The organism is Ensifer sp. B1-9 (genome assembly GCF_050474445.1).
GTDB lineage: Bacteria > Pseudomonadota > Alphaproteobacteria > Rhizobiales > Rhizobiaceae > Ensifer.
The window spans coordinates 305,271-325,606 of record NZ_JBCHVG010000002.1; the positions used below are offsets into that span (position 1 = coordinate 305,271).

Consider the following 20,336-nt stretch of genomic DNA (forward strand, 5'->3'; position numbering starts at 1 on the left):
GAATCAATCAGATGTTCGATCTTTCCGGCCGCAAGGCTCTCGTTACCGGCGCATCCGGTGGTATCGGTGAAGAAATCGCCCGCATGCTGCACGCCCAGGGCGCAACCGTCGGCCTGCACGGCACCCGTGTCGAAAAGCTGGAAGCCCTTGCCAATGAACTCGGCGATCGCGTGCAGCTCTTCCCGGCGAACCTTTCGGACCGTGCCGAAGTCAAGGCGCTCGGCGAAAAGGCCGAGGCCGAACTCGGCGGCGTCGACATCCTCGTCAACAATGCCGGCATCACCAAGGACGGCCTCTTCGTGCGCATGAGCGATGAGGACTGGGACAGCGTTCTCGAAGTCAACCTGACAGCCGTCTTCCGCCTGACGCGCGAGCTCACCCATCCGATGATGCGCCGCCGCTTCGGCCGCATCGTCAACATCACCTCGATCGTCGGTGTCACCGGCAATCCGGGCCAGGCCAATTACTGTGCCTCCAAGGCCGGCATGATCGGCTTCTCGAAGTCCCTGGCGCAGGAGATCGCGACGCGCAACGTCACGGTCAACTGCGTCGCGCCCGGCTTCATCGAGAGCGCGATGACCGGCAAGCTGAACGACAAGCAGAAAGATGCGATCATGGGCGCGATCCCCATGAAGCGCATGGGCACCGGCGCGGAGATTGCGTCGGCCGTCGTCTACCTCGCGTCGAACGAGGCTGGCTACGTCACCGGCCAGACGATTCACGTCAATGGCGGTATGGCGATGATCTGATCCGGTTCGGGATCCGTCGCCCGTCGAGATTGTGCGACGGGCGATATTCAACGTCCCGGGATGCGCCTGCCAAATGCCTGAAATTCAATGTTGACCAAGCGAATGTCAGGCATTTTCGGACTTTGCGGCAGACTTAAACCGTGTTAATCGGGCCATGACTGTTAGCAGTCGACCGGTCCCGCCAGGTGTCCGGCAGCCTTGGCTGCCCTGGGTTTGCCGCAGTTCCGGTTGGATGGATTGCCGGGTAGCCCGTCTTGGTCTATCAGGCTGAAGTAAGAGTACCGGTGCCGGAATAGGCGCCCACAGAAACGAAGGTCGAGGAACTCCGACATGAGCGATATCGCAGAACGCGTAAAGAAAATTGTTATTGATCATCTTGGCGTCGACGCCGAAAAGGTCAGCGAAGGCGCAAGCTTCATCGATGACCTCGGCGCGGACTCGCTCGACACCGTCGAACTGGTCATGGCTTTCGAAGAAGAATTCGGCGTTGAAATCCCGGACGATGCCGCCGACTCGATCCTGACCGTCGGCGACGCCGTCAAGTTCATCGAAAAGGCCCAGGCCTAAGATCCAAGCGGCTACGGCCGTAGACGGGCCGCCTAAAGCGGCCCGTTTCAGCCCAGGGAAGTGGGCTGTCCCGCGAGCGCGGGTTTCGATCAGCAAGCGTTTTGCCGCATTTTCCTCTGATCGTGAATAAGAACCTTAAAATGGATGCCCGGATCGGGTTCGTCACACGTGGTCCGATCCGGCTCTGAAATTGAAAAGTCAGGGTGGGTCGCGGACTATGAGACGTGTCGTTATCACCGGTACCGGCATGGTATCTCCCTTGGGTTGCGGAACTGAGGCGACGTGGGCGCGCCTTCTTGCCGGGCAGAATGCTGCGCGCAAGGTGACCGAATTCGAGGTCGAGGATCTTCCTGCCAAGATCGCCTGTCGCATTCCTTTCGGTGACGGCACCGACGCAACCTTCAACGCCGACGACTGGATGGAGCCGAAGGAGCAGCGCAAGGTCGATCCGTTCATCGTCTACGCGATGGCGGCCGCCGACATGGCGCTCGCCGACGCCGGCTGGAAGCCGGAGAGCAACGAGGACCAGATCGCGACCGGCGTCCTGATCGGTTCGGGTATCGGCGGTCTCGAAGGTATCGTCGAAGGCGGTTATACGCTGCGCGACAAGGGTCCCCGCCGCATTTCGCCGTTCTTCATCCCCGGCCGCCTCATCAACCTCGCCTCGGGCCAGGTGTCGATCCGCCACAAGCTGCGTGGTCCGAACCACTCGGTCGTCACCGCGTGCTCGACCGGCGCGCATGCCATCGGCGACGCGAGCCGTCTGATTGCGCTCGGCGATGCCGACGTCATGGTCGCCGGCGGTGCGGAATCGCCGATCTGCCGGATCTCGCTTGCGGGCTTCGCCGCCTGCAAGGCCTTGTCGACCCAGCACAACGACAACCCGGAAAAGGCATCGCGTCCCTACGATGTCGATCGTGACGGCTTCGTCATGGGCGAGGGCGCCGGCGTCGTCATCCTCGAAGAGCTCGAGCACGCCAAGGCCCGCGGCGCGAAGATCTATGCTGAAGTCGTCGGTTACGGCCTTTCCGGCGACGCCTTCCACATCACCGCTCCGTCGGAAGACGGCGATGGCGCCTATCGCTGCATGCAGATGGCGCTGAAGCGCGCCGGCCTGACGGCCGCCGACGTCGACTATATCAACGCCCACGGCACCTCGACCATGGCGGACACGATCGAGCTCGGTGCCGTCGAGCGCCTGGTCGGCGAGCATGCGTCGAAGATCTCCATGTCCTCGACCAAGTCGGCGATTGGCCATCTGCTCGGCGCTGCCGGCGCTGTCGAAGCGATCTTCTCGGCACTCGCGATTCGCGACAACATCGCGCCACCGACGCTCAACCTCGACAATCCGTCAGTGGAAACCAAGATCGACCTCGTGCCGCACGTTGCGCGCAAGCGCGAGATCAATGTGGCGCTGTCGAATTCCTTCGGCTTCGGTGGCACCAATGCGTCGCTGGTCCTGCGCCGCTATACGGGCGCCTGATCGGGCCCTGCCAATCATCGGATCGATCCGATAAGTCGGTCCGATGATCCTGCTTTTGCCGCATTGCTCGCTACAAGCATGATTTGGGAGGATGCAACGCCATCGCGGCGGTGCTTGCCGACCGCTATGTTCGCGCAAGGCATATCTGTCAGATTGCCATTTAGCTATTGCCGGGAACATGTCGCCACCCAGTGGTAACCGGGGCGGCACGTTCCGAACGGTTGCCTGTCTCCTTAAATCCGATTTAGGGAGGAAGCAGGCAGCCATTTAGAATGTTACAGCGACCTTAACGCATCCTATAAGGCGTACGGTTCTGTAAAGTGTCAGCCGTCCGTCGTCGTCTCTTGAACAGGCGGTGAACCGACACATTTCTGTGGTTCCTGGTGCCAAGGCACTGCGCCGCAGGTCTATTGTGATGAAGACTGCGGAACGCCGCCCGCCAGGCCGGCGCCGATTATGAAATTGACTTAAGCCTGCCATGGTCCAGTCCGAAATTCGCACCGGGGCAGGAAGAGAATGAGGTTGCGAATTTCGGGTTCGGGATAATCGTGAGCGACTCAAACGATAACGGCGCGGCGCAATTCGGCCGCAATGAAAACGCGAGCAACGGGCCGATCATTCCGAAATCGGCCAACGAGGCGCTGCGCCCGGAAAAGGTGCCGCAGCCCCCGAAGCGGTCGCGCAAGGCGCGCAGCCAGGTGGTGATCTTCCTGAACTTCGTGATGACCATCATCGTTTTCGCGGCGCTTGCCGCGGCCGGCACGGTCTACTACGCCATGCATCAGTACGAGAAGCCGGGTCCGCTGCAGGCAAACCAGAACTTCATCGTCAGGAGCGGCGCCGGCATGAGCGAGATCGCCAGCGGTCTCGAGCGCAGCAACATCATTACCGACGCGCGCGTCTTCCGCTTTGTCTCGGAAGCCTATCTCGACAATGAGACGCTGAAGGCCGGCGAATATGAAATCAAGGCCGGCTCGTCGATGCAGGACGTGATGCAGTTGCTGAAGTCGGGCAAATCGATCCTCTATTCCGTTTCTCTGCCCGAAGGTCTGACCGTCAAGCAGATGTTCCACAAGCTTTCCGACGATCCGGTTCTGGTCGGCGACCTGCCGAAGGAGCTTCCGCCGGAAGGCTCGCTGATGCCGGACACCTACAAGTTCACACGCGGCACCAAGCGCGGCGAGATCGTCCAGCAGATGATTGCGGCGCAGAAGGCGCTGGTCGATCAAATCTGGGAGAAGCGTGATCCGAACCTGCCGGTTTCGACGGTCGAGGAACTCGTCACGCTTGCTTCGATCGTGGAGAAGGAAACCGGTCGCGCCGACGAACGGCCGCGGGTCGCCTCCGTTTTCATCAACCGGCTCGACAAGGGCATGCGGCTGCAGTCCGACCCGACGATCATCTACGGCATTTTCGGCGGCGACGGAAAGCCGGCGGACCGTCCGATCCTGAAGTCCGACATCGACAAGCAGACGCCCTACAACACCTATATCATCAAGGGCTTGCCGCCGACGCCGATCGCCAATCCGGGCCGTGCGGCGCTGGAGGCAGTCGCCAATCCGTCGCGCACGCCGGAACTCTACTTCGTGGCCGACGGTTCGGGTGGCCATGTTTTCGCGGAGACTTTGGACGAGCACAACGCGAACGTAAGGCGTTGGCGCAAGGCGGAAGCCGAGAAGGCAGCGGAAGCCGCGAAGGCTGCCACGGATGCTGCAGTGGCAGAACCGGCAGCAGCGCAGCCGCAATAAACGCTGCATTGTGGACGGATAGATCACGGCGCGGATATCCCTTGCGGGATGCCGCGCCGTCGCCGTATTGCTTCTGCTGAAACACAACGGAGGTGACGATGCCGCTCCAATCGATGACCGGCTTTGCCCGCAGGGAAGGCAGCAGTGGCCGCCGCCGTTGGGCCTGGGAACTGCGCTCCGTCAATGGCAAGGGCCTTGATCTCAGGTTGCGCCTGCCGCAAGGGCTCGAGCGCTTCGAGCCCGAGGTGCGCAAGCTCGCGGCAGATTATTTCTCGCGTGGCAATCTCCAGATCGGACTTTCCGTCAGCGGCGCGGAAGCAACCGTCGAGGCGGTGGTCAATCAGGGCGCGCTGACGGCGGTCTTGAACTTGCGCGAACAACTCGGCGATCTCGTCGATCCGGCGCCGTTGAAATTTGACACGCTTCTCTCAATCCGCGGCATTGTCGATTTTCGCGAGCCGGAAGAAAGCGAAGAGGAGCGTGCTGCCCTTGATACGGACATCGTCGAAGGGTTGAGGCTCGCGCTTGCCGATCTCCGCGCCATGCGCGAGGAAGAGGGGGCCGCGCTCTGTCAGATCCTGCTGGCGCAGGTCGAAGGCATCGAGGCGCTCACGGCGACCGTGGAAGCCGATCCGTCGCGTAGCGCCGCGGCCATCGCCGACCGGCTTGCCCAGCAGGTGGCCCTGGTGATGGACAACGGCTCCTCACTCGACCGGGAACGCCTTTATGCCGAAGTGGCGCTCCTCGCCACCAAGGCCGATCTTCGGGAAGAGATCGACCGGCTTGGCTCCCACATCGCAGCGGCGCGCGAGTTGTTGGCGAAGGGCGGCCCCGTCGGCCGCAAGCTTGATTTCCTGGCACAGGAATTTAACCGAGAATCGAATACGATCTGTTCCAAGTCGAATGCGGCCGCCGTTTCGGCCGCCGGCATCGAACTCAAGGTCGTCATCGACCAGTTCCGCGAACAGGTCCAGAATCTGGAGTAAAGCATGACCCCGGCGACCCCTTCGCCCATCAAGATTGCCCGTCGTGGGCTGATGCTCGTCATTTCCTCGCCCTCGGGCGCCGGCAAGTCGACGATCGCGCGCAACCTCCTGGAAGCCGATCCGGAGATGAGCATCTCCGTCAGCGTGACCACGCGCCAGCGCCGTCCGAGCGAAATCGATGGCCGGCATTATCACTTCAAGTCGATCCGGGAATTCGAGGCGTTGCGGGCGACCGACTCGCTGCTCGAATGGGCGGAGGTGCACGGCAATTTCTATGGCACGCCACGCGATGCCGTCGAAGCGGCGATGGCCGCCGGCCGCGACATGCTCTTCGATATCGATTGGCAGGGCGCCCAGCAGCTTCAGGAAAAGATGGCCGGCGACGTCGTGTCGATCTTCATCTTGCCGCCGTCGATGACCGAGCTGCAATCACGCCTGCACCGTCGGGCCGAAGACAGCGAAGAGGTGATTGCGACGCGGCTTGCCAACTCACGCGCCGAAATCGAGCACTGGCGCGAGTACGATTACATCGTGCTCAACGACGACCTCGACCGCGCTTTCGCCTCCGTGCGGGCGATCGTCGAGGCGGAACGGCTTCGTCGCGACCGACGCCCGGGCCTGTTCGATTTCGTCAATGGGCTTCTGACGGAAAATCCGTTCTAGAGCGACCTTCGTGCGTTCACCGGAACGCGCGGCGCTCAAAGCCGCTCACCAGACAGGGTGTGTGATCGGGCCTCGCCGGCCGAAAGCTCCGCTGCTGCGGCTCAGAGGCAGTTTGCCAGACGGCAGAATTCTTCCACCGACAGCGTCTCGGCCCGCCGCTGCGGGTCGATATCGGCCTTTGCCAGCAGGGCTTCGCCGCCAAGCGGCTTGAGGCTTTGCCGCAGCATCTTGCGGCGCTGGCCGAAGGCGGCGTGCGTCACCTTCTCGAGTGCCGAAACGGAGCAGGGGATCGGGTTCTCCACAGGCTCCAGATGGACCACCGACGATGTCACCTTCGGCGGCGGGGTGAAGGCTTGCGGCGGCACGTCGAAAGCCATCCGCGCCCTGGTGCGCCAGCCGCAGAGCACCCCGAGGCGTCCGTAGTGATCGTCATCCGCTTCGGCGACGATCCTGAGGCCCACTTCCCGCTGGAACATCAGCGTCAATGACTGCCAAAACGGTGGCCAGCGTTCGGGCAAAAGCCAGTTGACGAGCAATTGCGTGCCGACATTGTAAGGCAGGTTGGCGATGATCTTGACCGGCCCACCGTCGGCAAGCGTCGCGAACGGTGTTTTCAGGGCGTCGCCTTCGATCACCTGCAACCGGTCCGGATAATGCGCGCCAATCTCGGCAAGCGCCGGCACGCAGCGGGAATCGCGCTCGATCGCGATAACCTTCTTGGCTCCGAGGGCCAGGATGGCGCGCGTCAGGCCGCCGGGACCAGGCCCGACTTCGATGACCGTCACGCCTTCGAGCGAGCCGGCGGTCCGGGCAATCTTCTGCGTCAAGTTGAGGTCGAGCAGGAAGTTCTGGCCCAACGCTTTCCTGGCGTCGAGGCCGTGGCGCTGGATCACGTCGCGCAGCGGAGGAAGACCGTCGAGCGCGGCCATCAGCGGATATCTCCCGGGGTATTGGCCGCGAGCATCGCGGCAAGATCAAGTGCCGCCCTGAGGCTGTCGTCGCGGGCGACGCCTTTGCCGGCAAGGCTGAAGGCCGTGCCGTGGTCCGGCGACGTGCGGATAAAGGGAAGGCCGAGCGTGACATTGACGCTGTCGTCGAAGCCGAGCGCCTTGGCCGGGATCAGCGCCTGATCGTGATACATGCAGATTGCTACGTCGTAGGTCGCGCGCGCCCGATCATGGAACATCGTATCCGCCGGCAGGGGACCCACGGCATCGATCCCGTCGGCCCGCAGACGGTCGATCACGGGGCGGATGACGGCGTCGTCCTCAAGGCCGAGCGCACCGTTCTCGCCGGCGTGAGGGTTGAGCCCGGCGATCGCGAGGCGCGGTCGCTCGAGCCCGAAACGGTTGCGCAGATCAGCCGCGGTGATCGCACAGGTGCGATAGATGAGATCCGGCGTTAACTGGCCCGGTACGTCCTTCAGCGGGATGTGGATGGTGACCGGAACCGCGCGCAGCTTCGGTCCGGCCAGCATCATGACCGGCAGAACGGCTTGTCCCGTCGCCTTCGCCGCGAGATCCGCCAGGTATTCGGTGTGGCCGGGAAAACGGAATCCGGCGTCGTAGAGGACTGCCTTGGCGATCGGGTTGGTCACAACGGCCGAAGCTTCGCCGGCGGTTACGAGCTGCACCGCCATATCGATCGCCTTGATGACAGCGCTGGCATTGGCGGTGTCGGGATCGCCCGCCGTAACCGGGGCAGGACAGGTGACCGGCAGCACCGGCAGTGCCGCATCGAACACGGCAATGGCGCCGGCGCAATCCGTCTCCCGCACGGGAACCGAATAGCCGAGCATCGCCGCTCGCGCGGCAAGCACCGAAGGATCGCCGACAAACAGGAAAGGTGCCGTCGCGTGCTCGCGGCGGCCAAGCCAGGCGGAAAGGCTGATATCCGGCCCGATACCGGCCGGATCGCCCATGGTCAGGGCGAGTGGCCCGCCGGTTGGTTCGCGCATGTTACCGATGTGCTTACTTGTTGACGATCTGCGCCTTCTTGCGCAGTTCCTCGAGGTACTTTTCGCTGTTCGGGTCTTCTCCACCCGCCTTCTTCTTGCCGATATCCTCGGCGCGGAAGACGATTTCAGCGGCCGTGTCGTCGTTGACCTCACGCTTCTTGCAGATCGCCAGGTATTCAACGCCCTTTTCGGTTACGCGAGTTCCGGTCGTGCCGTTTTCGCCGGCCTTTTCGACCAGGGGCTTCCATTCGTCCGGCAATTGCTGTGCGAGCATGCGACCGAGATTGCGAATCGAAACGTCGCGATAGTTGGCGGCGAACACCTTGGAGGTCTCGCAGCCCGGGAACTGCGACCGCGAGGCATTTGCCTCAGCTTGCCGCTTCGCCGTGATGGCGCCGCGCTTCTTTTCGGGAATGACGAAGATCACTTGTTGGAGGAAGTACTCCGTCGTCACCGGCTTGCTGCCGCCGCCTTCCATCATCCGCTTGACGAGATCGGCGCCCTGCAGCCGGCTCGAATTTCCGTAGCGGAAGTTGACCGCGCGCGGCCAGCTCATCTGGACGGCGATATACTGCTTGAAATGCTCTACGCCGACGCCCGCCTGGTCGAGGATCTTGCCGAGCTGTTCCGGCGAAAGCTTGTTGCCTCCGGCAAAGCGGGCAAAGGCGGCATCGACCTCTTGTGTGCTGACCGACTGCCCGAGCCGGGCAATCTCGGCACGCTTCAGCACTTCGTCGACAAGCTGCTTCTTGGCTTCGTCTGCTCCGCCCTTTTGATGCTGCAGGCGGATGAATGCGACACGTTTGGCAATATCGCCCGAGGTGATCACGGTGTTGTTGACCGTCACCTTGACCTGACTTGCAGCCTGCGCACCGGCACATGCCGCGATGCTCAGGGCTCCGGCCACAGCCAATACCGAAAGCGTCCTCGAGATCGACATTTTCCCGCCCATTACCTTTTCCTGTTTGCCGGACGATCACCGTCGTCGGGTCTTGTCCGCCTGCCGGCGTTGCGCCGTTGCCTTATCTTGTCGGAGGAAATGCATAATACATGCGGCCAAACGATGACAAGACCGTTTGAGCAGCCCAAAATTGCGAGAGGGGGCGAACTTCGCGTTTCGCCCCCTCGTTCCAATGATCTTAATAGTAATCCAGCTCTTCGAACTTGGTGTCGCCGACATTGACGTCGCCGAGGGTGCGGAAGCTGATCCTGGCACCGATCGACCAATCGTTCGCCAGTGTGCTGCCGGTATCGCGTTCCTGCTTGTAGACGATCGAGAACAGGGTGTCCTGATCGTCGTAGGTGATGCCAAAGCCGTTGCGCGAGATGACGTCCCGGTTGATGTCGTAGGTGATGGCACCAAAGACCGACCAATAGTCGTGGAACTTATAGGCGGCGGCCGTCTGAATTTCGTCCTGATCCACCTGCGAACCATAAAGCGGCTGCGCTTCGATGCGCGTATAGGTCATCGCCGCCTGCCACGTCGTGCCGAGGTACCCGACGGTCGCATCGGCACGACGCAGTGCCAGATCCCTTTCGTCGAGACGGCCCGAGAGGCTGGCCATCAGGCCGGACGGTGCATCGATGCCGAACATCGCGACATAGTCTGAGCTCTTCGTTTCCAGACCGGAGTTCGCGCCGGCCTTCACCAGGTCGTCGGTTGCAAACGAATTCAGGCCACCGAGATGGAAGGACTGACCGACGACACCGCGCAGGCCATAGCCGCTGTCGAAGGTGCCGGTATAGCGGAAGCCGACGTTGGCGCGCGTGCCACCTTCGACCCGGTCGAAGCCCGAGAACTTGTCGCGGTCGAAAAGGTTGGTCGCGTCGAACACGAAGCTCTGGGCGTCTTCGTTCGGCAGGCCGCCGGCATCCTGTTCGTCCGGGCGCGCGTAGAGCTGAGCGATCGGCTCGAGCACGTGGCTGCTGTCCTCGCCGACGAAGAGAATCGGGTAACGGGCCTCGAGACCGGCGGTCAACATGCGCCGCGTCGTTGCGTCGCTGGTGTTGTAGTCGCCGGTATAGAGCGGTCCAGGCGCGTCCATGTTGAGCCCGAGGGCATCACCGCGCGCCGCCAGAAGCGGTGTGACGACGAGGCCGCCGGGGGCGATGAAAGTGCGCTTCCATTCAAGCTCGCCCGTCAGGCGGTGGGTTGTGCCCTCCAGACCGCGGAAGCGATCGACGACGCCTGGAACATTCTCCAAGTCCAGCCGGTTGCGCTTGATGTTCGTCAGGTTGACGGTTGCCGAAAGTTCGCCGCCCAAAATGGGCTGAGGCGCCTTGTAGGAGTAATCGAGAACCTGCGCCGCAGGCTGCTGATTTTCCTTGATGCTGTTCGGGTCCGCGTCCTGAATGTCGAAGTAGAAGGCGCGCAGATCGAAGAAGTTTCGCTTGCCGAGCCCGGTCAGGTAGGCCTGGTTGACATAGGTCGTACCGTCGAAGTTCGACAGTTCGTAGGTCTTGGCGAAGTTGGCGTCCGACTGGACGAGAACGTTCCAGCCGAACGTCCAGCGCGGATTGATCTCGAACTCGGCCTTCGACGCGATCATGCCGCGATTGGTCTTCTCGGCGTCGACCGTGCCAGGCGTGAACTTGCTCCGGTCGAGCTGGCTGATGCCGGCGACGTTCAGCGTATGGAAGCCGTTGTGGAACCGCTGGCGGAACTCGCCTTCCAGCAGGAAACCCTGCCGGGTCAGGCCCGTAACGGTTGCCGTCGCATCCATATAGGGCGAGATCGCCCAATAGTAGGGAACGCCGACGCCGACGCCGAGCTTCTGCGCCGAGCGGAAGGTCGGGAAAAGGAAGCCACTCTTGCGCTTGACCGTATGGTCGGGCAACTCCATCACCGGAATATAGGCGATGGGCTTGCCGAAGAGCTCGAAACGGGCGTTCTCCAGGCGAATCGTCCGCGTACGGCCGTTCTGAATGACGCGCTGCGCCTTGATATGCCACAGCGAGCGATGTTCCGGCTTGGTCGCGCAGGGTGTGCAGGCCGTGTAGACGGCCTCGTTCAGGATGAATTCCTCGCCGTTCCGCCGCTCGCCGCTCGTTGCGGCAAGCCGGGTGAGGTCGGTGGTTTCGATGCGCATCTGCTCAAGGAAACCGTTGCCGAAATCGTCGGTTACGTCCATCTTGTCGGCATAGACGACATTGCCGCCCGGCTCGATGAACTGGATGTCCCCGGATGCATAGATGCGGCCATTCTTCTGGTCGTATTCGACCTGGCGGGCCACCATCTTGTAGCCGCCGTAGTCGATCTGCACGTTGCCGCGCACGATCACCTTCTCGGCGTCCTTGTTGTAGACGAGCTCATTGGCGGACAGAAGCAGCTTGGCGTCTTCTGGCATGTTCGGACGCAGCGAATCGAGGCGGTCCGAAGCCTGCTGCGCCATAGCAGGCGCACTCATTCCCATGGCAAGTGTCTGCAGCGCCACGCCTGCGAGCAGGGTAGCGTTGATCAGCGTCATGCGTTTGCGGTTCACTACCGCCACTAGCCATCCTCCTGATTTAAAAGAATCGTCGAGCCCAGCGCCATCGCTACAACAACTGGCAACCAGGCTGCAACGAAAGGAGGCACAATGCCGCTGCTCCCGAATGCTTTGACAAGCACGGTGACGACATAAAGCACGAAGCCTGAAAGGATGCCACCGAGAATTACGGAGCGAGATTGGTTGAACCGGCTAAATTTGAGCGACACGCAGGCGGCGATCAGCGTCATGGCGACGAGAAGCAGCGGCAGCGAGAGCATCGAGTGGAATTGGGTTTCCATGGCATTGGTTGAAAAACCAAAAGAGCGAGCCACTTCGATCTTGCCGGGCAGGTCAAAAAACTGAATGGAATCAGCCTTTGCAAGACGTTCCTGAACAAACTCAGCCTTCAGATTGGTGCTGAGTTGTGCTGTTTTCAAACGACGCGGCAGTTGTCCGTTGCGCGTTTCCGTTACCTGGTTAAGAAGCCAGTAACCATCTTCGAGCTTCGCCGAGGCCGCATCCTGTCTCAGAATGATCGAGCCCTGTGGATCGAAGTGGATGACGGTGACGTTGAGGAGCGTCGTGCCGTTGTCCTGGACCGAGCGCGCGCCGATGATCGTATCGGTCCCGTTGTAGATCTGTCGCAGCCACGGAATCGACCCCGCGTCGGAGGAACGCGAGGCGCCCCATTCCGCCAGCAGTGCCTCCCCACGTTTCGTGCCCCAGGCTGCCAGCGGGTTGAGCGCGATCACGGCGAGCACGCCGAAGAGGAAGGCGCCCAGCACGAACGGGCGCAGGAACTGCCAGACGGAGATACCTGCGGCGCGGGTCACGACCAGTTCGTAGCGCCGGTTGAGGGAGATCAGCGCCGCCATTGCCGAAAACAGCGCCACAAACGGAATCGTCTGCTGCAGGATCAGCGGGATGCGAAGCGCGGTCATCAGCAGGGCGCCGGTGATCGAATAATGTGGCAGGTTCGCCAGGCGGCTTGCCTGCTCGCTGAAGTCGATGATGAAGATCAGCGAGAAGATGCCGACGAGAAACCAGAAAGTGGTGACCGCGTAGCGGATGAAGAAGTAGCGTCCGAGCGTGCCCATCATGATGGCTGCCCTCCTTCGGCGTCACGCCGCACCAGGCGCAGGCGTTCAAGGAGATCCTGCAGCTTTTCCTGCCAGGTCATCGGGATGTCGAGACGCTTGTTGCTCACGAGCTGGTGAATGCAGAGCGCACCGGCTGCAAGTGGCACGATGTACATCAGGGGCACGAACCAGATGGAATCCTCGGCGCTGTTGCCGGCATAGAAGGTCATCCAGCGGATGAGCAGCGCCGTTCCGAGCGCGCTCACCATGGGATGGAGGCGCGCTTCCCGGTGAGACCGCGCATCGCTGCTGAACACCAGTGCGATCAGCCCGAACAGCAGCGGGAAGGTCCACTCCGTCAGGCGGCGGTTGATCTCGGCGGTAAAGGCAAGCGGCTTGTTCTTGTAGACCTGATCGTTCGGATCGGGATTGAGCAGTCCGGCGAGGTCCCGGTCCTTCGCCCGGATCGTCGCCTCGCGCGTCGTCTTGGTCATGTCGGCGAGGTCGAAGGCATAGGAATCGAACTTGATGATCGAGACGCTGCCGTCCGGCAGTTTGCGTTGCACCTCGCCGTCCTTCATCACCAGCGCGGAGCTTTTTTCGTCGACCGCGCCTTCGCGGGCGTAATAGACGAGTTCGAAGGCGGGATTGCGCGAATCGGCAACGAAGATGCCCTGCAATACGCCGCCGCTTCGCCGCGCGCCGACCTGAACATAGAGTCCGTCGGCAACCTTGCGGAACGAGTTCTCCTGAACGACGGACGACAGCAGATCCGCATTGGCGGTCGCCAGCATCTTGCGTACTGAAACGCGCGAATAGGGCTCGACGAAATTGTCGACGGCGAAAGACAGGACGCTCAGGCCCACTGCCAGGTAGATGACCGGCCGGATGATGGCCATGCGCGAGCTGCCGGCGGCGTTGAGCACCGTCAGTTCCGAATCGGTGTTCATCGTGGTGAGCGTCTGGGTGACGCCGATGACCAGTGCAAAGGGCAGGATGATCGGGATGACCGAAGGCAGGATGAGCGTTGCCAGCTTGGCGAAGGCCAGAACCGACTGGCCGCTGTCGGTGACCAGATTGACGTTGGCAAGCGCCTGCGTCGTCCACACGATGCCGAGCAATGGCAGGAGTGTCGCCAGGAACATGATCAAGGCACGCCGGAATATGTAGCGTTCGATCAGCTTCATGCCCGTGTCCGGTCCAAAATCCTGCTCATGTTTCTGTTCCGGCGGCGGCATCGGGCCGGGCTTTGCCCGGGTCCAAGCCGAAGCCTGATTCCTGCCTGCTATTCGCGTCGCTCAAATTCTGCAGCAACAGGGATAATTTAAGGCGAAGAACCTCGGTTAACCGCATGTAAACATCCGGGGGCATCTTGCCAAGCGGTTGAAAAGCGAGAAGGGTGCCGGCCACAGCTTTGACGGTGGCGAATGTTGCGAATATTTTCCACTGTAACCGCCCGGTAACAGGGCGGATCGCCACAAGCCTCGCCGTGTCATCCCAACGCGTCGCGGCCACCATCACCTTGCCCCTGATGCCGGCTCTCGGAAGCTTCTTTCGATTCTCCGGATGCGCGCAGAGACAAGAAAGTAGCCGGAGTTTTTCAATGCCGATGAAGTTCGAGTTCACCTTTGCCAAGTCCCACCGGCCGAGCGGCGGTGTCGCCGTGCTCCTCAAGACGTCGGGCGGCGGAGCTGCAGCCGGCGCCGATGTCGCCGATCCGGAAGACGTCGTGACGAAGGCGGCGAAGGTGAAGAAGTTCACTGCAAAGGCGTTCTCCAGCCTCGATATCGTCGCGCCGCATGGCTCGCCTGCAGACCGAATCATCGTGCTCGGGCTCGGAGAAGCGGATGCGCTGACGGAACACGATTGGCTGAAGGCCGGCGGTGCCGTCGCCGCGAAGCTCGGTTCGGCCGACAAGGTGACCGTCTTCGTCGACGCACCCGGGGTTGACGTGACCGGCAAGGCGGCCGCCGATTTCGCGCTCGGCATGGAGATGAACGCCTACAGATTCGATGGTTACAAGACCAAGAAAGCCGACGACGATGCCAAGTTCTCCGGCAAGCCGGCCAAGTTAACGATCGTCACCGGCACCGTTATCGCCGCGAAGAAGGCCTTCGCCACCGCACAGGCGGTTGCCGAGGGCGTCTTCCTGGCGCGCGACCTTGTCAACGAGCCGGCGAACGTGCTGGGCCCGGTCGAGTTTGCCGCCAAGGCAAAGGACCTCGAGAAGCTCGGCGTCGAGGTGGAGATTCTCACCGAAAAGGAGATGAAGAAACTCGGCATGGGCGCGCTGCTGGGGGTGGCGCAGGGGTCTACCCGCCCGCCGCGGCTCGTTGTCATGCAGTGGAAGGGCGGCAAGGCCAAGGAGCGTCCGCTCGCCTTCGTCGGCAAGGGCGTCGTCTTCGACAGCGGTGGCATCTCGATCAAGCCGGCCGCCGGCATGGAGGAGATGAAGGGTGACATGGGCGGCGCCGCCGCCGTCATCGGCCTCATGCATGTGCTCGCTGCGCGCGAAGCGAAGGTCAATGCCATCGGCATCATCGGCCTTGTGGAAAACATGCCCGACGGCAGCGCACAGCGCCCCGGCGACATCGTGACCTCGATGTCCGGCCAGACGATCGAGGTGATCAACACCGATGCCGAAGGCCGCCTCGTGCTGTGCGATGCGCTGTGGTATTGCAACGACCGCTTCAAGCCGCAGGCGATCATCGATCTCGCGACCTTGACCGGCGCCATCATGGTTGCGCTCGCAACCCATCACGCCGGCCTGTTCTCGAACGACGACCGCCTGGCCGGTCAGTTGCTCGCCGCCGGCATCGCGACGCAGGAACGCCTGTGGCGCATGCCGCTCGGCAAGGAATACGACAAGATGATCGACAGCAAGTTCGCCGACATGAAGAACACCGGCGGCCGGCACGGCGGTGCGGTAACGGCGGCGCAGTTCCTGAAGCGTTTCGTCAAGGATACGCCTTGGGCGCATCTCGATATCGCCGGCACCGCCATGGGCGCGCCGACGGACGAGGTCAACCAGTCCTGGGGCTCGGGATTCGGTGTCCGGCTGCTCGATGAACTGGTGCGGGCGAGCTACGAATCCTGACCGGCCGCGACGGATGTGACGAAAGGCGGGAAGCAATCGGGATGACCGAAATCCTGTTCTATCACCTGACGGAATCGAAACTCGAAGACGCGTTGCCGCCGTTGCTCGACAGGAGCGTCGAGCGCGGCTGGCGGGTGGCTGTGCAGACGATCGATGCCGAGCGACGCGACGCGCTCGACACGCATCTGTGGGTCTATCGCGACGAAAGCTTCCTGCCGCATGGCACGGATGCCGGCGACTTCGCCGCAGATCAGCCGGTCTTGCTGGTGGCCGACGAAGGCAATGCGAATGCCGCGACGGTTCGCTTCGTCATTGACGGCGCCAGCCCGCCTGATGTTTCGACCTACGAGCGCGTCGTCTTCATGTTCGATGGTTACGACCAGGATCAGCTCGAGGGTGCGCGCGCCCATTGGAAGCGGCTGAAGGGGGAGGGGCACAACCTCACCTACTGGCAGCAGAACCGCGACGGCCGCTGGGAAAAGAAGGCTTGAGTTTACAACGCATTGCGACGAGAAAGCCCGCGGAGCCGATGCCGCGGGCTTCGTGTTTCTGCCGTGCTCAGATGTTCAATCGTGGAACGCTTCGACGAACTTGCGCTTGCCGAGCATGAAGGCATCGGCGACGTGGCGCAGCGGCGCCAGATCGACATCCGAGGCCCCGGCTTTGACGATCTCGGCGAAGCGCCGATAGAGCATCGGGTATTCCTGTTCGGGCTCTTGATGCTCGAGCTTGCCATCGATGGCGAGCTTGGCGCCGCCTTCGGACAGCACCATCTCGCCCGCCGCGGTCCGGGCGACGATGTCCCAGCTCTGCTTGCCGGTCTGGCGCCAGTCGAACTCGGCGGAAACCGGCAGTTTCTTCCCATCCGTGAAGGTGATGTTGGCGGCAATCGGCGCGTCGCGATTCTCGGGGAATTCGAGCACGGCCGAGGTCACGAACAGCGGACGCGGCAGGATGTGGGTGACGATCGAAAGTGCATTGATGCCCGGGTCGAACACGCCGAGACCGCCCGCCGCCCAAATCCATTCCTGATTCGGGTGCCAGTGGCGCACGTCTTCCTTCCAGATGACCTGGACATCATTGATCGTCGTTGTCGCCAGAAAGGACTTTGCCGCTTCCACGGCCGGTGCGTAGCGGGAGTGCCAGCTGGCAAACAGCGACAGCCCCTTCGATGCCGCCAGCGCTTCGAGGTCCGCGACTTCGCTAAGGGTGGCGCCCGGCGGCTTTTCGAGGAACACGTGCTTGCCGGCGTCGAGCGCCGTGCGGGCCGCCTCGTAGCGATACTGCGGCGGCATGCAGAGCGACACGGCCTCGATCGCAGGCACGGCTTCCAGCATCGCCTCGATCGATTTGAAATTGTCGATGCCGTCGACCGTGCCATGCCGGCTGGCCGCGGCGATCAGGTGATAGTCGCCGTTTCTGGCGATCGCCGGCAGATGCTGGTCGCGAACGATCTTGCCGACGCCGACAAGCGCAATTTTGATGGGGGCCATTGGTGTTCCGCTCGATTTGTATGACTTATTGTCGGCTCTTGTAGCAGATTGCGCAAAGGGGGCAAGCGCCGCCGGTCCGCCGCCAGCATATGCCATCAATGTCGTGGAAATCGACAGACGATCATTCCCTCTGAACGCCATCGCTCTAGCTCTACCACCGGACGTGCCGTGTCGTCTCGCCAGCGGGGGCGGGTCAACAGGGTGATCTGACCGCCCGAAGAGGAGTGAACATGCAGTTGCAAATCCGTCGCGCAAGCCGAGCCGAACTCGATGTCATGATCGAATGGGCCGCGGAGGAAGGGTGGAATCCCGGCCTCGGCGACGCAGGCCCGTTCTGGACGGCCGACCCGGACGGTTACTGGATCGCGGATGGAGAGGAAGGACCCGTCGGAGCCATTTCACTGGTGCGATACAACCAAAGCTATGGCTTTCTCGGCTTCTTCATCACGCGACCGGAATTTCGCGGCCAGGGCATCGGCCGCCAATTGTGGCAGCAGGCGATGTCGTCCGCCGATGGGCGCATCGTCGGCCTCGACGGCGTGGTCGCCCAGCAGGAGAATTATCGCCGATCCGGCTTCGCTTACGCCCATGCGAACATCCGCTACGGCGGTGCGATCGATGTCGTCGAGCCGCCGGGTGCCGATCTTCTGGAGGTCGCGCCGGTTCATATGTCGCTCCTCACCGAATATGACCGCCGCTTCGTCCCGGCCCGTCGCGAGGCATTCCTTCGCGAATGGTTGAAGTCGAGTGATGGACGGCGCAGTGTCTTGCTGCTGCGCGATGGGGCGGTCGCCGCCTTCGGGACGATTCGTGCCTGCCGCAACGGCTTCAAGATCGGGCCGCTCTTCTCCGACACGGAGACCGGCGCCGATCTCGTGTTTCGCAAGCTCGCCTCCGGCGTCAATGGCAGCGAGGTCTATCTCGATATCCCCGAACCGAACGCCTCGGCCAAGGCGCTTTGCGATCGCTACAATCTGCGGCCGGTGTTCGAAACGGCGCGCATGTATCGCGGGCCGGACCCCGGCCTGCCGCTTGCCCGGATCTACGGCATCACCACGTTTGAGCTGGGATGAACGACCGGCTGGCCTGTGTCAGCCGGCCATCGCCTCTTCGTATTCGGCGGAAAGCTCAAGCCATTGCTCTTCGGCGTGAACGAGTTTCGCTGCCGCGTCGGCGCGTTCCTTGGCCTTCTGTGCAGCTTTCGCAGGCGCCTTTTCGTAGAGCGCCGGATCGGCCAGTTCCACATCAAGTGCCTGAATCAGTTTCTCCAGCTTTCCGGTCAAGGATTCGATTTCATTGATCTTCTTGCGAAGCGGCGCAAGCGAGGCGCGCTTGTCGGCATTGGCCTTGCGCTGGTCCGCCTTCGAAACGCTGTCTTCGGCGCTCGCTGACTTGGCCCTCTCGTCCTTCGCCTTGGGGCCGCCGACGATCAGGCTGCGATAATCCTCGAGGTCGCCGTCATAGCTCGTCACGGTTCCATCGCGCACCAGCCACAGCCGGTCGGCGGTCGCCTCGATCAGGTGTCGATCATGCGAGATCAGGATCACGGCGCCGGAATAGTCGTTGAGTGCGGTGATCAGCGCGTTGCGGCTGTCGATGTCGAGGTGGTTGGTCGGCTCGTCGAGGATCAGCAGGTTCGGCGCGTCGAAGGCGGCAAGGCCCATCAGCAGCCGCGCCTTTTCGCCGCCGGAGAGATCCTTGGCGGGCGTTTCCATCTTTTCTGTCGCAAGTCCCATCTGCGCCACGCGCGAGCGCACCTTGGCTTCCGGCGCATCCGGCATGCGCCGACGCACATGCTCGACGGCGCTCTGGCCCGGGATGAGGTCGTCCAACTGGTGCTGGGCGAAGAAGCCGACCTTGAGGTTCGGCGCGATCTTCAAATCGCCCGCTTCAGGCGCCAGCCGGCCGGAGATGAATTTGGCGAAGGTGGACTTGCCGTTGCCGTTGGAGCCGAGCAGCGCGATGCGGTCGTCGGTATCGATCCTGAGGTTCAGCCGCTTGAGGATCGGCTTGCCGGGCTCGTAGCCGACGGCGCCGCCGGTCACGGCGATGATCGGCGATGCCGCTTCCTTCTCCGGATCCGGGAAGGAGAAACCCTGGACATGGTCCTCGATGACGGCGGCCACCGTTCCCATGCGCTCCAGCGCCTTGATGCGGCTCTGCGCCTGGCGGGCCTTCGTCGCCTTGGCGCGGAACCGATCAATAAAGCTCTGCAGATGCTTGCGGGCGGCGTCGTTTTTCGCCTTCGCCTTCATCTGCAATTCGTCGGCCTCGGCCTTCTGCCGTTCGAACTGGTCGTAGGAGCCGCGATAGAAAGTAAGCTTCTTCTGATCGAGGTGCACGATGGCGTTGACTGCGGTGTTCAGGAGATCGCGGTCGTGGCTGATGATGATGACCGTATGCGGATAGCGGCGGACATAGTCCTCCAGCCAGAGCGTGCCTTCGAGGTCGAGGTAGTTGGTCGGCTCGTCGAGCAGCAGCAGGTCGGGCTCGGAGAAAAGCACCGCGGCCAGGGCCACGCGCATCCGCCAGCCGCCGGAGAAGGACGATGCCGGCCGCTGCTGCGCCTCGTGGTCGAAGCCGAGGCCGGCGAGGATGCTGGCCGCCCGCGACTCGGCCGAGTGGGCGCCGATATCGGCAAGCCGCGTCTGGATCTCGGCGATGCGGTGCGGGTCGGTCGCGGTCTCCGCTTCGGCGATCAACGCCGAGCGCTCCTTGTCTGCCTTGAGCACGATCTCGATCAGCGGCTCCTCGGTGCCGGGCGCTTCCTGCGCTACCTGACCGATACGGGCATTCTTGGGCAGCGAGATGCTGCCGGCTTCGGAGGCAAAGTCGCCGGTGATGATGCGAAACAGCGTCGATTTGCCGGCACCGTTTCGGCCCACGAGCCCTGCCTTCGTGCCCGCCGGAAGCGTCACGGATGCATTTTCGATGAGGAGACGTCCCGCGATGCGGGCGGAAAGGCCGGAAATCTGGATCATTGCGGCCTTTTGCCCGGACTTGGCCGGGAAGGCAAGAGGCGCGGGTATGCTGCGTTTTCCTGC

Annotated in this window: 18 protein-coding genes; 9 read left to right on the plus strand and 9 right to left on the minus strand. The window is 62.5% G+C overall.

What is annotated here, in order from left to right:
* Positions 1 to 11 precede the first annotated feature (11 nt).
* The 6 genes from fabG (at position 12) to gmk (ending at position 6,196) form a co-directional block, all read left to right on the plus strand.
* Positions 12 to 749 carry a 3-oxoacyl-[acyl-carrier-protein] reductase gene (gene fabG, locus ACQ5BM_RS04700; protein WP_173516061.1) on the plus strand — a complete coding sequence of 246 codons (738 nt, stop codon included), beginning with the start codon at positions 12 to 14 and terminating at the stop codon, positions 747 to 749.
* 330 nt (positions 750 to 1,079) lie between these two features.
* A complete protein-coding gene (locus tag ACQ5BM_RS04705; protein WP_003531676.1) occupies positions 1,080 to 1,316 on the plus strand; it encodes an acyl carrier protein in 237 nt (78 codons plus the stop codon).
* A gap of 217 nt (positions 1,317 to 1,533) precedes the next feature.
* A complete protein-coding gene (gene fabF / locus ACQ5BM_RS04710; RefSeq protein WP_429808430.1) occupies positions 1,534 to 2,799 on the plus strand; it encodes a beta-ketoacyl-ACP synthase II in 1,266 nt (421 codons plus the stop codon).
* Between the two features lie 548 nt (positions 2,800 to 3,347).
* Positions 3,348 to 4,547, plus strand: a complete 1,200-nt coding sequence (mltG, locus tag ACQ5BM_RS04715) for an endolytic transglycosylase MltG (protein WP_429808432.1) — start codon at positions 3,348 to 3,350, stop codon at positions 4,545 to 4,547.
* Positions 4,548 to 4,645: 98 nt separating this feature from the next.
* A complete protein-coding gene (locus ACQ5BM_RS04720; RefSeq protein WP_429808435.1) occupies positions 4,646 to 5,533 on the plus strand; it encodes a YicC/YloC family endoribonuclease in 888 nt (295 codons plus the stop codon).
* Positions 5,534 to 5,536: 3 nt separating this feature from the next.
* Positions 5,537 to 6,196, plus strand: a complete 660-nt coding sequence (gene gmk / locus ACQ5BM_RS04725; protein WP_173516065.1) for a guanylate kinase — start codon at positions 5,537 to 5,539, stop codon at positions 6,194 to 6,196.
* A 101-nt stretch (positions 6,197 to 6,297) separates the two neighbouring features.
* On the opposite strand, the gene rsmA is transcribed toward gmk, so the two are convergent.
* The 7 genes from rsmA to ACQ5BM_RS04760 form a co-directional block, all read right to left on the minus strand.
* Positions 6,298 to 7,125: a 16S rRNA (adenine(1518)-N(6)/adenine(1519)-N(6))-dimethyltransferase RsmA gene (gene rsmA, locus ACQ5BM_RS04730; protein ID WP_429808438.1), complete on the minus strand. Its 828-nt coding sequence runs from the start codon at positions 7,123 to 7,125 to the stop codon at positions 6,298 to 6,300.
* Positions 7,125 to 8,153, minus strand: coding sequence for a 4-hydroxythreonine-4-phosphate dehydrogenase PdxA (pdxA, locus tag ACQ5BM_RS04735; protein WP_429808441.1), 1,029 nt, complete (start codon positions 8,151 to 8,153; stop codon positions 7,125 to 7,127). Before pdxA ends, rsmA begins: the two co-directional genes overlap by 1 nt.
* Before the next feature lie 13 nt (positions 8,154 to 8,166).
* Positions 8,167 to 9,105 carry a peptidylprolyl isomerase gene (locus ACQ5BM_RS04740; RefSeq protein ID WP_429808444.1) on the minus strand — a complete coding sequence of 313 codons (939 nt, stop codon included), beginning with the start codon at positions 9,103 to 9,105 and terminating at the stop codon, positions 8,167 to 8,169.
* A gap of 187 nt (positions 9,106 to 9,292) precedes the next feature.
* Positions 9,293 to 11,644: an LPS-assembly protein LptD gene (locus ACQ5BM_RS04745; protein WP_429808447.1), complete on the minus strand. Its 2,352-nt coding sequence runs from the start codon at positions 11,642 to 11,644 to the stop codon at positions 9,293 to 9,295.
* Entirely contained in the window at positions 11,644 to 12,726 is a 1,083-nt protein-coding gene (gene lptG / locus ACQ5BM_RS04750) for an LPS export ABC transporter permease LptG (RefSeq protein ID WP_429808934.1), read from the minus strand. Before lptG ends, ACQ5BM_RS04745 begins: the two co-directional genes overlap by 1 nt.
* Positions 12,720 to 13,889: an LPS export ABC transporter permease LptF gene (gene lptF / locus ACQ5BM_RS04755; RefSeq protein ID WP_429808450.1), complete on the minus strand. Its 1,170-nt coding sequence runs from the start codon at positions 13,887 to 13,889 to the stop codon at positions 12,720 to 12,722. The genes lptG and lptF overlap by 7 nt, the downstream gene beginning before the upstream one ends.
* 25 nt (positions 13,890 to 13,914) lie before the next feature.
* Complete coding sequence (locus ACQ5BM_RS04760; protein WP_429808453.1) at positions 13,915 to 14,328, minus strand: hypothetical protein; 414 nt, start codon at positions 14,326 to 14,328, stop codon at positions 13,915 to 13,917.
* Here ACQ5BM_RS04760 and ACQ5BM_RS04765 point away from each other — a divergent pair.
* Together ACQ5BM_RS04765 and ACQ5BM_RS04770 are read left to right on the plus strand one after the other, a co-directional pair.
* Complete coding sequence (locus ACQ5BM_RS04765; RefSeq protein ID WP_429808456.1) at positions 14,306 to 15,799, plus strand: leucyl aminopeptidase; 1,494 nt, start codon at positions 14,306 to 14,308, stop codon at positions 15,797 to 15,799. The genes ACQ5BM_RS04760 and ACQ5BM_RS04765 overlap by 23 nt on opposite strands.
* Before the next feature lie 41 nt (positions 15,800 to 15,840).
* Positions 15,841 to 16,290, plus strand: a complete 450-nt coding sequence (locus tag ACQ5BM_RS04770; RefSeq protein WP_429808459.1) for a DNA polymerase III subunit chi — start codon at positions 15,841 to 15,843, stop codon at positions 16,288 to 16,290.
* Between the two features lie 75 nt (positions 16,291 to 16,365).
* Here ACQ5BM_RS04770 and ACQ5BM_RS04775 read toward each other — a convergent pair whose 3' ends face one another.
* Positions 16,366 to 17,292 (minus strand): Gfo/Idh/MocA family protein, encoded by a 927-nt coding sequence (locus tag ACQ5BM_RS04775; RefSeq protein ID WP_429808462.1) that lies wholly within the window; start codon positions 17,290 to 17,292, stop codon positions 16,366 to 16,368.
* 230 nt (positions 17,293 to 17,522) lie between these two features.
* Here ACQ5BM_RS04775 and ACQ5BM_RS04780 point away from each other — a divergent pair, with 230 nt between their 5' ends.
* Entirely contained in the window at positions 17,523 to 18,365 is an 843-nt protein-coding gene (locus ACQ5BM_RS04780) for a GNAT family N-acetyltransferase (protein WP_429808465.1), read from the plus strand.
* An 18-nt stretch (positions 18,366 to 18,383) separates the two neighbouring features.
* Here ACQ5BM_RS04780 and ACQ5BM_RS04785 read toward each other — a convergent pair whose 3' ends face one another.
* Positions 18,384 to 20,273, minus strand: coding sequence for an ABC-F family ATP-binding cassette domain-containing protein (locus ACQ5BM_RS04785; RefSeq protein WP_429808468.1), 1,890 nt, complete (start codon positions 20,271 to 20,273; stop codon positions 18,384 to 18,386).
* Positions 20,274 to 20,336 lie beyond the last annotated feature (63 nt).